Source organism: Dehalobacter sp. DCM (assembly GCF_024972775.1).
GTDB lineage: Bacteria > Bacillota > Desulfitobacteriia > Desulfitobacteriales > Syntrophobotulaceae > Dehalobacter.
The window spans coordinates 1,645,756-1,658,728 of the sequence record NZ_CP092282.1 but is presented as its reverse complement, the minus strand read 5'-3'; the positions used below and the strand labels follow the sequence as shown (position 1 = coordinate 1,658,728).

10 protein-coding genes are annotated in these 12,973 nt (G+C 45.0%); 3 read left to right on the top strand and 7 right to left on the bottom strand.

Annotation, left to right across the window (positions count from 1 at the left end; translation table 11 throughout):
• The first annotated feature begins 263 nt into the window (after nucleotides 1-263).
• A complete protein-coding gene (locus LPY66_RS07785; protein WP_337987511.1) occupies nucleotides 264-572 on the top strand; it encodes a phasin family protein in 309 nt (102 codons plus the stop codon).
• On the top strand, nucleotides 547-2,232 hold the full coding sequence (locus tag LPY66_RS07780; protein WP_337987510.1) for an ABC1 kinase family protein: 1,686 nt from the start codon (nucleotides 547-549) through the stop codon (nucleotides 2,230-2,232). The genes LPY66_RS07785 and LPY66_RS07780 overlap by 26 nt, the downstream gene beginning before the upstream one ends.
• 16 nt (nucleotides 2,233-2,248) lie before the next feature.
• On the opposite strand, the gene LPY66_RS07775 is transcribed toward LPY66_RS07780, so the two are convergent.
• The 5 genes from LPY66_RS07775 to LPY66_RS07755 form a co-directional block, all read right to left on the bottom strand.
• On the bottom strand, nucleotides 2,249-4,870 hold the full coding sequence (locus LPY66_RS07775) for a calcium-translocating P-type ATPase, PMCA-type (RefSeq protein ID WP_337987509.1): 2,622 nt from the start codon (nucleotides 4,868-4,870) through the stop codon (nucleotides 2,249-2,251).
• Nucleotides 4,871-4,893: 23 nt separating this feature from the next.
• Entirely contained in the window at nucleotides 4,894-5,196 is a 303-nt protein-coding gene (gene hgcB / locus LPY66_RS07770) for a mercury methylation ferredoxin HgcB (RefSeq protein WP_337987508.1), read from the bottom strand.
• A 19-nt stretch (nucleotides 5,197-5,215) separates the two neighbouring features.
• The gene (hgcA, locus tag LPY66_RS07765) at nucleotides 5,216-6,304 is read right to left on the bottom strand and encodes a mercury methylation corrinoid protein HgcA (RefSeq protein ID WP_337987507.1); all 1,089 of its coding nucleotides are present in this window, start codon (nucleotides 6,302-6,304) and stop codon (nucleotides 5,216-5,218) included.
• Entirely contained in the window at nucleotides 6,305-6,658 is a 354-nt protein-coding gene (locus LPY66_RS07760; protein ID WP_337987506.1) for an ArsR/SmtB family transcription factor, read from the bottom strand.
• Between the two features lie 154 nt (nucleotides 6,659-6,812).
• Complete coding sequence (locus tag LPY66_RS07755) at nucleotides 6,813-8,111, bottom strand: hemolysin family protein (RefSeq protein ID WP_337987505.1); 1,299 nt, start codon at nucleotides 8,109-8,111, stop codon at nucleotides 6,813-6,815.
• A 308-nt stretch (nucleotides 8,112-8,419) separates the two neighbouring features.
• Between LPY66_RS07755 and LPY66_RS07750 the strand changes: the two genes are divergently transcribed.
• On the top strand, nucleotides 8,420-10,684 hold the full coding sequence (locus LPY66_RS07750) for a DEAD/DEAH box helicase (protein ID WP_337987504.1): 2,265 nt from the start codon (nucleotides 8,420-8,422) through the stop codon (nucleotides 10,682-10,684).
• Here LPY66_RS07750 and LPY66_RS07745 read toward each other — a convergent pair whose 3' ends face one another.
• Together LPY66_RS07745 and LPY66_RS07740 are read right to left on the bottom strand one after the other, a co-directional pair.
• Nucleotides 10,685-10,891, bottom strand: a complete 207-nt coding sequence (locus tag LPY66_RS07745; RefSeq protein WP_337987503.1) for a hypothetical protein — start codon at nucleotides 10,889-10,891, stop codon at nucleotides 10,685-10,687.
• 635 nt (nucleotides 10,892-11,526) lie between these two features.
• Nucleotides 11,527-12,783, bottom strand: coding sequence for an NAD(P)-dependent malic enzyme (locus tag LPY66_RS07740; RefSeq protein WP_337987502.1), 1,257 nt, complete (start codon nucleotides 12,781-12,783; stop codon nucleotides 11,527-11,529).
• Nucleotides 12,784-12,973 lie beyond the last annotated feature (190 nt).

The window sequence follows — 12,973 nt, the reverse complement described above, 5'->3', positions numbered from 1 at the left end:
GTCATAAATCACGAATACCAAACGGTATAATATTAGTCGTTAAATATTCCAATGATCTGGCGAACACAAGAAAAAAAGTTCTGTTTCTTAGCATATTATGGGATATATTGCTTATTTATCAGTGATTTACTTCAATACTATCATAAATAATTAAATTGATGAACACACTGTTTTCTGTTAATTCCAAATATTTAATAATCTGCTTTTTCCCTCTATATTTATAGCGTTATTTTCGTTATACTAGGTAAAAGGAGGTTGTGAATATGAATCTAAGTGATGAGATGAAAAAAATCTTCCTTGTGGGCATTGGGGCCATCGCTACTTCCGCTGAAAAGACCAAAGAAATGATTGATACCCTCATAGAAAAAGGTGAGCTCACATTAGAACAGGGTAAAATCATTAATGAGGAATTAAGACGTAATCTGACCAATCACGAACCGGAAAAGAACGATAAGAATATGGAAACTCTCCTGAAAAAGCTCGATACTTTAAGTAAAGAAGAACTATCCGCCTTACGAGAAAAGCTCAATGAGCTGGAGAAGAAAGATGAAATACAACGGCACTTCGACTGACAGCAAAACAACCAAAACAACCAATAAAACCAATAAAACCAATACAACCAATACAAGCCCTACAAGCAAAACAAATGCAGCCCGTCTGCGGGAAATGATCAATGTACTAAGACGCCATGGAATTATCCACGGCGTTTCTCCTGAAAAAATGAAGTTAATGCTTGAAGATCTGGGACCGACATTTGTTAAATTCGGCCAGATCATGTCCATGCGTACCGATATGCTCCCCCGGCGTTATTGTGATGCGTTAAGCGAACTTCGGACGGATGTAAAGCCTATTTCCTTCGAAGAAATGCTTGGTGTTCTTGAATCAGAGTATGGTGTACAAGCCCAAGAACGATTCAGTGAGATTACTCAAGAATGCATTGGCTCGGCTTCAATCGCCCAAGTGCACAAGGCTGTTTTGAAAAATGGCCGAACCGTGGTCTTGAAGGTACAGCGTCCCGGTATTTACCAAACCATGGAACGGGATATTCACCTGATCAAAAGAGCAATATCTCTGACCAAAGTCCTGCGCATTGATATGGGAACAATAGACTTACGGATGTTTATTGATGAAATGTGGGCTACAGCCCAATCGGAAATGGATTTCCTTGCCGAAGCGGATTACCTTGAAAAATTCGCCAACTTGAATTCAGGTATCAAATATGTCACTTTCCCGAGGATAGAACGTGAATTAACCACATCGAAAGTATTGGTCATGGAACATATCGAGGGGATTCAGATCGATCATTTGGCCGAACTGAAGGCTGACGGCTACGATATCGTTGAAATCGGCATCAAACTCGCTGAAAACTATGTGAAGCAAATCGTTGATGACGGTCTCTTCCATGCCGACCCACATCCAGGCAACATTTACATCCGCGACGGAAAAATCGTCTGGCTCGATCTCGGTATGGTCGGGCAAATCACGAATAGAGACAAATCATTCCTAAAAAAAATGATCCTCGCTGTTGTCCAACGTGATATAGAAGGCTTGATCAACATCTTTCAAGGAATGGGCACCATCAGAGGAAAACTTAATCATACCAAGCTTTACGAAGATATTGAGAACATGCTGGCACGCTATGGCGATTTAGATCTGGGCGAACTTCATTTTGGCCAGATCATAGAGGAAATCAAGGATATACTGGATGACCATCAGATCTACCTCCCCAAAGGGATCACCATGCTGGGACGCGGGGTGATCACCATTGAAGGCGTACTCGCGGTATGCTGCCCTCAGGTCAATTTTGTTCAGATAATGGCCAATCACGTCTCCGGCATGGTTTTAAGGGATCTCGACCTGCACCAGGAGCTTATGTCGGCCGCTTTGTCCTTTTACGGATCCGCTAAGAATAGTCTGACCATACCGGAGCAGCTCTCCAACATCTTAAAAATGGCCATGCGCGGGCAAGCCAAAATCAATATCAACCTGACCGATGCCGATGGGCCCGCCAGACAAGCTGATGATATGGTCGACAAACTCGCAATGAGTCTGCTCTGTGCCGCCTTAATTATTGGTGCAAGCCTGATTAGCATGACAGATATAACCCCAAAAATCTGGGGTATGCCACTGATCGCTTGTGTCGGGTATATCCTAGCATTTTTTATTGGGGGATGGCTGGTATCAAAAATCATCCGCAAAAGGAAGAAAAGAAAAAATATCCAGCGAGAATAGTCCATAATTTTGCAGTCTATTTTTTGCCTCGGTGTACTCGCCAGAGTATTTTGCTTATCTCCAGGACCACCAATGGTACGAATGCAAAACCAAGAGCTGCTAAGTACAGTTCCGGGGATAACCGGGTCAAGCCAAAAACATCGGCAATGACCGGAACACATGCGATAAGTGCGATCAGCGCCATCGAGAGCGCCGCAGCACCGCTAAGATACTTATTGGAAAAAACACCGATAATAAACACAGATTGTTCGGAACGCATGTTAAACGAATGGATGATCTGCGATAGCGCCAATACCAGGAAGGCCATGGTCCGTCCCGCAACAATATCGCCCGTTATTTGCCAGCCGATCCAAAACGCCGTCAGTGTTAGACCAGCAAACATAAAACCCAGCAATACAATACGAATACCCCATCCATGGGCGAAAATACTTTCGTCCTTGGGCTTGGGCTGACGCTTCATCACATCCGCTTCTACCTTTTCCATGCCCAGGGCAACTGCGGGCAGACTGTCTGTCACCAGATTAATCCATAAAAGATGAATAGCGAGAAGGGGCGACTGTTTCCATATCAGCATTGCACAGAAGACAGTCAATACCTCTCCAATATTTGTTCCGAGCAGAAAGCCAACAACTTTCTTGATATTATCAAATATGCCGCGGCCTTCCCTGACCGCATCGACAATAGTCGCAAAATTATCATCCGTAAGCGTCATATCTGCAGCCCCTTTAGCCACATCCGTTCCGGTTATACCCATGGCACAGCCGATATCAGCCGCTTTCAAGGCAGGTGCGTCGTTCACACCGTCACCCGTCATAGCCACCACTTCATTCTGATACTGCCATGCACGTACAACTCGTATTTTATCCTCAGGAGAAACACGGGCATACACGGCGATACGGCGAATACGCTCCCTTAGCTCCTCATCCGAAAGCGACTTCAACTCACTGCCGCCGATGGTTTGATCTTCGTCCTTGAGTATCCCCAGATCACGGGCGATAGCAGAGGCTGTAACAATATGATCGCCGGTGATCATCACCGCTTTGATACCGGCTTCACGACATATGGCCACGGCTGCCCTTGCTTCTGGACGAGGCGGATCGATCAATCCAATCAACCCCATGAAGGTCAATCCGTTCTCCAGGTCTTCAGCGGAAGGAGCCTGGGGAACATAATCTATTTCTTTATAAGCTACAGCCAGAACACGTAATGCCTGACGGCTCATACTTTCCGTATGTATTCTTCCGGCTTCCAGATCACCGGAAACGCATCGTTGCTCCAAGACATCGAAAGCACCTTTGACAATAACGATAATTGCGTCTTCAACCCGATTAACGGTTGTCATCATCTTTCGGTCGGAATCGAATGGGACTTCGGCCAGACGCGGGTATTGACGTTCCAAAGCATCTTTGGAATATCCCTTTTTATTTGCGGCAAGGATGATTGCCGTTTCAGTAGGGTCTCCAATATGGAATTCACTGCCGTCATTAAATTCGACAGCGCCATTATTGCACAGAGCAGCGTATTGGAGCAGTTTTTTTATCTGTGGTGAATCATCGCCGTCGATGTTATCCGCTTTCTCCCGATCAGGTACAAAAGCGGCAACTGCCGTCATTCTATTTTGGGTTAATGTCCCGGTTTTGTCAGAACAAATAACAGACGCACTGCCAAGTGTTTCCACAGCGGGGAGTTTTCGAATAATCGCATTTTTTCGCACCATACGCTGCACACCGATAGCCAACACAATCGTCACGATAGCCGGCAATCCTTCAGGTATAGCAGAAACAGCGAGAGATACTGCAATCATAAATATTTCAATACTGTGCATTCCACTGAAAATACCAATGACGAAAATCACGGCACACGCTGCCAGTGCAGCGATGCCGATATATTTTCCCATTAAGGCCAGCTTTTGTTGCAGAGGGGTCTGACTTTCCTCTTGGGCATCCAGAAGGTGCGCAATCTTACCCATTTCCGTATGCATCCCGGTAGCCGTAATAACCGCTTTGGCCCGACCATAGGTTATACTGGACCCGGCATAAAGCATATTCACACGGTCGCCCAACGCTGCATTTTCTTCGACAATGACCTCTGCGTCTTTCTCCGCCGGAACAGATTCACCTGTTAATGCCGATTCCACTGACTGCAGGCTGGAAGCAGAAATAATGCGTGCATCGGCAGGAACGTAGTCACCGGCTTCTAAATGGATGACATCACCGGGTACGAGCTGGGAGGCTTCCAAAAGGGTCTCATGCCCGCTGCGCAGCACTCTGGCATGCGGAGCCGAAAGGTTTTTTAACGCTTCCAATGCTTTTTCGGCTTTACTTTCCTGAATGACGCCCATGATGGCATTAATGACGACAATCAAGAGGATCAGGAAAGACTCAAAATATCCTCCCCTGTCCCCTTCGTAAACAGCGACGCCCAACGACACCGCCGCCGCCAATATCAAAATAATGATCATCATATCTTTTAGTTGCTCGCCAAATCGTTGGAGGTTCGTTTTTTTCTTCCCGGCTCGGAGTTCGTTTTTCCCATATTCGGCAAGCCGTTGCGCCGCTTCATCCGAGCTAAGACCCTTTGCCGGATCAGTCTTATAGCCGCTTAATATGCCGGTAATGGTGGTTGTATGCGGGATCATCGTGGTCCCCCTTTTCAAGCATCTCAGCAGCAGCTGCCGCCTTCGTCAGAACAGCCGCAGGTAGGTTCTGTCCCCGTCAGCCAGCCTTTGATCACTGCCGAAGCGCAGCCAACGCCGGACTTAACTTCGATAGCCTCAAACGGACAATTATTGGCACATGCGCCGCATTCCATACAGCTGTTTTTGTCTATGATTTCCGATTTATCGTTTTTTATTGCAAAAACCTGATGAGGACATACCTCCATGCATCGCCCGCAGCCGGTGCATTTTTCTTCCAGAAGTCGCAATGTCGACACATTTTTAAGATAGTGATGCTTCATAGCCAAGGCTCCTTTCGTATGAATGTTATAACAGGAATAAGCTGTCCATCAGAATCATTACTGCACCCAAACAGGAAGTGATGATAATCGGTGGAACAGCTTTTCTCATCTCCTTCATCACACCGGAAATGGACGTGTACGTGGAAGCGCCGGTAAAATTCATCGCTAGATAGGCTGAGATCGATGGCAGTACCAATAAATAGCCGATAGAACGGACGATGCTGAGGGCAGATTCTGCCGGCCAGCCGCTAAGCCCTAAGACGACAAGCGTCCAAACCAACCCTAATAGCCAGCCCTTAAAAGCAAACGCGCGGCCAGGTATCCATGGAAGGAGAACCGGTGTCAACACACAGCCCATAAGAATGGCACCCACATACGCATAAAAATCAACCACTCCGAAGGCATTTGCCCGGATCAGATTAATCATAAATAACACACCAAAGATAAGCAGGGATCTTTTTAAGGTGCCGACTAACTCGATCGGCGTCAGCACGAAACGGTCAACCATTGTAAAGCGTACGGCCCGCATGTCGTCAGATGCTTGCATTCCTGCTGCCATATAGTCTTTGATATCGGATGCTCTGACCGGACCGTAAACGACCTTGAACCCGCATTGTTTCAGAACCTTATGGGCGCTTGTTCCTGGAGCGCCAAGCTGAGGCAGGATTAATGTCCGATGCTGAACGATCTGGCTAAGTTTTGTCTTATTCACCTTGTTCACGATCTCTGCCGTGCCGAAAGTACCTTTTCCTGAAGCACACCACACATTGATCCCTTTGGTATCCAGTACCAATATCCAGGCGCTCATGCCATTCAATTCTCTTCGAAGTACATCAAAGCTCATTTTATAATTGGCACTGACAAAAATCGGGGAGGCATCATCTGGGTCGCCAATCGCATAGATACCCGGATTGATCCGATACGTCATCCGGTTAATTCCCCAACGCGCTTTCCATGCTCCGATGATATCCTTCCTTGAAAGCACTGTTGACACCTTGGGTACCAGACCGGCGGGAGTTTTTATTTCTCCGGTGATTATCGGGTCTTGAAGATCATATTCGGTCAGACACGTTGTCTGAAGCATGGGTAAGATAATCATTGATCTTTCTTCCATCTATTCTACCTCCGATATACAGCAGGGATATTGCTTCACATAATCCACCATCAGCTGATCTTGTTTATATTCCGGGTCGTCTTTGAGCCATGATACCAGGAGGGAAACGATACTCCTCAAATAGTCCGCCTCCGTATTGTTATCAATATGATAGTATATCCACTTCCCAACCCTTCTGTCTTTTATAAGCCGGCATTGTTTGAGGATGGCGAGCTGTCTGGATACCCGAGGCTGTGACATATTCAGTGCGGCAAATATCTCACAGACACAAAGTTCCCGCTCCATAAGCAATAATACAATCCGCAGTCTGGTTTTATCGGATAGTATGCTTAGCAGATTGATAATTTCGTCCAAATTAACTCCCCCTTATCCTAAATTATAATCAAGAACAGCGTGATGCATTAACCGATAAACATCGCATTAACATATATGGATATAATTATATGTTAATATAGAAGAAAACGCAATCGGCATAGGGAAGGGCGTAACTGGATTATTTCAAATCCAGTTACGCCCTGCAGACCTTGACTTTAGCAATTCTTTTTTCATCCACCTTCTCGACCTTAAAGACCAGTCCGTTGAATTCGACTGTGGGTTTCTCTTCATTCTCGGGAATCCGTCCTAATTGGCCTACAAGGAAACCACTTAACGTATCATATTCCTCGATTGGCAGTTCCACATCAAGGTATTCCACTACCGTATCCAGACTCGTCGAGCCAAAAATCATATACGTATTATCATCTAATTTTTCAAATTCCTGTTCAAACTCGTCATCTTCGTCAAATATATTACCGACGATTTCCTCGATCAAATCCTCCAGCGTAACGATACCCGCGGTGCCGCCATATTCATCAATAATAACGGCTAAATGGGTCTTTTTCTGCTGCAGCTCTTTAAACAATTCATCCGTGCGCTTCGAATCAGGAACGAAGTAAGGCTGGCGTATAACATCGCGCAGGGTAAAACTTTCTGAGCTTTTGTGGTTGACAAGATATTGGAATAGATATTTGGAATGCAGCACCCCGATAATATTATCGATATTATCTTCATAAACGGGTATGCGGGAGTATTTTTCACTGTTAACAAAAGCGATTACCTCATCAAGTGAGGCATCGATCGCTAAGGCGGCGATATCGGTCCGATGGGTCATGACCTCGGATACAGTCTTATTATTAAATTCAAAGACATTATTGATCATGACTTTTTCTGTCTCATGAATCGTCCCTTTTTCCTCACCGACATCCACCATCATACGGATTTCTTCTTCTGTGACCTGCTCATTTTCAGCATTTGGATCAACCCCGAACAACCTGACAAAAAAATTCATGGATACAGTCAGCAGTTTTACGAAAGGTGAGGCAACTTTTGATAATAGATATAGCGGTTTTGCAGCAATCCAGGCAATGCGTTCAGCCCGATTCATTGCAATTCGTTTAGGGACAAGCTCGCCCATAACAAGCGAAAAATAGGAGAGGATAATGGTGATGCCGATAACAGATATTGTTTTGATAACCGTCTCTGAAACAGGCACTCCCCAGCGTACTAAAAGCTGAACTAATGGATCGGAAAAGTATTCCGACGCAAACGCACTGGCCAGGAACCCGGCAAAGGTGATCCCGATCTGGATCGTTGCCAGAAATCGACTCGGCTCTCCCAGGAGACCCACCAATATTTTCGCTGTCTTGTCCCCTTCTTCGGCCATCAGTTTTATTTTATTGTCATTTAAAGATATCAATGCAATTTCAGACGCTGCAAAGAACGCGTTTAATGCGATAAGTATGATCAAAAATAAGATACCGGTAATCACGATATACCCTCCAATATATTATGCTTGCTGGCTACACCATCCAACCCCAAAAATAAAAAGGCATAATCAATCCATTACAGGATGATTAAAGCCTTCTGCCAATTTTCTTATTCAACTGCCCCATAAAATGGCTTGGTAAGTCTCCGGAATTCTCCTCCATTAATATCTCTCCCAACTGTCAATCTATTCTTATTCTAAATAATAATGCCTATGATGTCAAACACTAATCCTGTCAATTTGATAATCAGCCTGTACTCTGTTACAATGATTCTGAATTGACAGCGATAAAAATTAAGCGGGTGACGCGCATGCTATCGGAGTACCAGGGACTGAAGCTCGACCCATTTCAAATTGAGGCCATTGAGGCGATTAATCAAGGACATTCGGTTATTGTTTCCGCGCCTACCGGAACCGGCAAAACGCTGGTTGCCGATTACTTAGTGGAAAAATCAATCCGCGAGGGCAAACGGATCATTTATACCGCGCCGATAAAAGCTCTGAGCAATCAAAAATTCAAAGACTTTTCCCACCAGTTCGGCAGTGACCGTATTGGTATAATGACGGGTGATGTTGTCATTAACCCTACAGCTCCGCTGTTAATCATGACAACGGAGATTTTTAGAAACCAAGTGATTACGGACGATGAAGAACTGGAACATGTATCCTATATTATTTTTGATGAGATTCATTGGCTGAATGACGAGGATCGCGGGACCGTCTGGGAGGAATCGATCATTCTCGCCCCTCCCAATATCAAAATACTTGGTCTGAGCGCGACCATTGCCAATGCCGTTGAATTAGCCGGTTGGATTGAAGCTATCCGCCAGGATAAAGTCGTCCTGATTGAAGCCAATGAACGGATTGTCCCTTTAGAGTATTTTTACTTTTGCCAGGATACCGGACTTATCAGCTATGATAACCTGATTAAATTTTACTATCAGAAGCTTAAATCAACCGACCGCGCCGATAAATCTCCTCTATTTTCACCCACATCGCATTTGGATCTGATCAAAACTATTCAAAAAGAGTACCTGCCCTGTCTCTATTTTGTCTTTAGCCGAAAACAATGTGCCGATAAAGCCCACGAATTAGCCAATATTAAGAATTTCTTGACGCCGGAAAAAAGCAATCAAATCAAAGATTTATTTATTACGCACTTTGGCACGGAAATGGAATGGTCCTCCTCAACGCGTAAATTATTCAGGGTATGTCGGAAAGGGATCGCCTATCACCACGCCGGTCTCTTACCTTTACAAAAATCGATGGTTGAAGACCTTTTTCTGGCCAAAATGATTTCGGTTCTTTATTGCACTGAGACTTTCAGCGTCGGGATTAACTATCCGGTCAAGGCCGTATGCTTTGATTCGCTCAATAAATACGACGGACGCAGTTTCAGGCCACTGGCTAATCATGAATTTTTTCAAATGTCCGGAAGAGCCGGTCGACGCGGCATCGACCCCATTGGATATTCTTTCGCCATCGTCGATTTAAACTATTTTGAGAAAGAACCTCCGGTGAAATTCGATATTGCCAAACTGGAACCGCTGACGAGTCAGTTCCGTCTTTCCTATAATACCATCTTAAACCTTTTGGCTACCCTGACACCCGAGCAAATTGAAATCTACTTCAAGAAGAGTTTTGCCGCCCATTCCTATATCCTGTCTGCAAAGAAAACCGAAGACCAGATTTTGGCGCTTTCAGCTGAATCAGCGAAATATAAAGAGCATCTTTGCGAGCATGTGGGTACATTTCAGTGTCCTCTGAATTATTACCCCAAACGCAAAGAACTGGACAGGCTGCGCAAAGCCTATGATAAACTGGATCCCCGCCGCCGGAATAAGATATACGGGCGTCAAATGTACCGCAAGATCCTAAAATGGGATAAGATATTGCGTACAGCCCCGCAAAAATGTACTCACAAGCAAAACACGAACTGTAAGTCCCATGCCGGTAAATGGCAAAATCTCGAAAAAGAAATAGCGGCTTTGAGGAAACAACTCACGCTTCTTCCGGATTATCATACCTTTAATGACGAATTTATCATGAAAAAAGCGCAATTGAAGCAGCTGGGCTATATCGATCTGGCAGACGACCGTGATATCATCTTACCTCGAGGCGAAATTGCCCGGCACATCTATGTACAGGAGGTCCTGGTGACCGAGCTCATTTTTTCCGGAATTATGGAACAGTTGGATGATGATCAGCTCGCTGCTTTAATTTCCTGTATCGATTATGAGAGTAAACGCAATGATTACTTTAACAAGTTTGATGGTATTGACTTGAAACCTGTTAAGGCGATTCAAAGCTATATCCAGAGTATTTGCGGGCCGGAATCGGTGCGATTCGACGCCCGTCCGGCGATTATTACCTATCATTGGAGTCAGGGAGCTCCGCTATCAACGGTTCAACAGCTGTGTACCTTGGACGAAGGAGATATCATTGCTGTCTTAAGACGTACCATTGATTTATTACGTCAGATGCGTGAAGCTGTTACCGATAAAGTCCTTCGTGAGCGTTTAATAACCTGTATGAAACGAATGGATCGGGATGAAGCATCCATTCAGGAATTATAATTATACATGAACAGAAAAAGAAGGAGCCTTGCCATGGGCTCCTGTTTTTTGGCCGGCATTTCGATCAGGTGTCGCCTGTGCCGGCCGCTTCCAATAATTTATTAAGAACACATCAGTAACCCACTTTGAAGATCGATTATCCAGCAACCCACGGGCTCTTAAGACCATTGGCGTCGTGCGTAATACCCTTCCTGCGTCGAATAGCACTTTCATTGCCTCCTGTGCTTTTGGTCAATATAGATGCCCCCAATTGCCAAACATGCCTCCTTACAATCCTCAAATCCAAATCAGTCCTTACCCTTAAGCGATTGGGTCGCTAACCGTGACAACGCATTGTCATACATAAACAGGATAAGGTTTATTCCCGTATTATATTCTTGATTGTATCTGTATTTCCTTGGTAAAAAAATGACTAATAATTTTTGTCTGTGACAAATACGATCGTATATGATCGTTTTTTGTCACACAGAAAAATTCTACGCAATGACAAGTACACCGTTCTTTAAATACGTTAGCAAATATTCGTATATGGGGCTGGGCCGCCTGCACAATACCACTTTCGGCTCTTGTGCCCTCCATGAATTTACATTAGGGAAGTTAAAATTCTTTTGCCCTCCTTGGCGAATTTTAACTTAGGTCCATCCATGGACCGTTGCGCTTCGCAATCCGTGCTCCGCTTGTCGCCGGTATTGTGCACGCGTCCTTACTCTGGAGTAACTTTGAGTAACGACGGGGAGACAAAGGGGACGTAGACCCTTGTCTCCTAAAAAAGGAGACAAGGGTCTACGTCCCCTTTGTCTCCCCGTCCCCTTTGTCTCCCCGTCCCCTTTGTCCCCCCGCCCTTATTTATACTGGTTAGCTAATCTTTTCTTCAGATTCTCCGCGACCAGAGCCGGGTCGATCGGGTTTCTGGCGATACCCGATTCAATAGCTGCTTGGGCGGTCGCCGCAGCAACAGCAGGCGCAACTTCCGGGTTCAATGCGCTTGGGATAATGTAGTCTGCCGATAACTCTTCCGGCTTAACACATTGGGCAATGGCTTGAGCCGCAGCAATCTTCATCGCATCGTTAATATCAGTGGCACGCACATCGATCGCTCCGCGAAACATTCCCGGAAAAGCCAGAACGTTGTTGACCTGGTTTTGCACATCGGAGCGTCCAGTTGAAACGACGGCAGCGCCGGCTTCGAATGCCCTTTCAATCGGCCAGATCTCAGGAATAGGATTAGCCTGACAGAAAACAATCGGATCTTTTGCCATCGAACGGATCATATCTTCATCAAGTGAATCCGGTGCGGATACGCCAATAAAGATGTCAGCACCGACAATGGCATCTCTCAGACTGCCTTTGCACATTTCGAAATTTGTCTTCTCAGCGATCTCTACTTTATATTTATTCATGCCTTCCGTACGGCCTTTATAGATCGCGCCTTTCGTATCGCACATAATAACATTTTTCAGTCCCATGCTCATCATCAGCTTGATAATCGCCATGCCGGCAGCTCCCGCGCCGTTAGTAACAACCTTGACATCTTCAAGCTTCTTATTAACTACTTTCAGGGCATTATAAATGCCCGCTAAGGTCACGACGGCTGTTCCATGCTGATCGTCATGGAAAATCGGTCCCTTAAATATATTGCGGGCTTTGAGTTTACCTTCAATCTCAAAACATTCAGGGGCTTTAATATCCTCAAGATTGACTCCGCCAAAGGTCGGGGCCATTAATTCAACAAGGTCGACGATCTTATCGATGTCATTGGTATTCACGCAAATCGGAAATGCATCGACATCAGCAAATGTTTTAAACAAAAGGGCTTTCCCTTCCATTACAGGCATGGCAGCCGCTGCGCCAAGATTACCAAGACCTAAGATTGCCGTTCCGTCAGAGACGATACACACGTAATTGGCGTGGTTCGTATAAACATCAAGATTAGCTAAATCCTTGGCAATTTCTTTCACCGGTTCGGCTACGCCGGGAGAATAGGCCAATGTCAAGTCATCTCTGTCATTAGCGGGAACAGTGACTCTGACCTCTAATTTTCCAGGTCTTACCGTATGAAAAGCCAACGCTTCTTCACGAAGATTCTTAATTCGTGACATATCATGCATCTTCCTTTCGATTCATATCAACGTATACTGTTTCTAATTATAATCATTTTGGTATATCTTGGACAAGCATCTTTTAACAAAATATCAAAAATATTGGCAATTCTTATACCGATTGATTTTCTAGATCGATTTTTTATGTAGCGCGATTAAAATTTCAGGCCGTCTGTAATAGGCGGCCTGA

Excerpts from the sequence above, each read along its gene's own strand:
- LPY66_RS07785 (WP_337987511.1), top strand. The coding sequence starts at position 264 with ATGAATCTAAGTGATGAGATGAAAAAAATCTTCCTTGTGGGCATTGGG.
- LPY66_RS07780 (WP_337987510.1), top strand. The coding sequence starts at position 547 with ATGAAATACAACGGCACTTCGACTGACAGCAAAACAACCAAAACAACC.
- LPY66_RS07775 (WP_337987509.1), bottom strand. The coding sequence starts at position 4,870 with ATGATCCCGCATACAACCACCATTACCGGCATATTAAGCGGCTATAAG.
- hgcA (WP_337987507.1), bottom strand. The coding sequence starts at position 6,304 with ATGGAAGAAAGATCAATGATTATCTTACCCATGCTTCAGACAACGTGT.
- LPY66_RS07750 (WP_337987504.1), top strand. The coding sequence starts at position 8,420 with ATGCTATCGGAGTACCAGGGACTGAAGCTCGACCCATTTCAAATTGAG.
- LPY66_RS07740 (WP_337987502.1), bottom strand. The coding sequence starts at position 12,783 with ATGTCACGAATTAAGAATCTTCGTGAAGAAGCGTTGGCTTTTCATACG.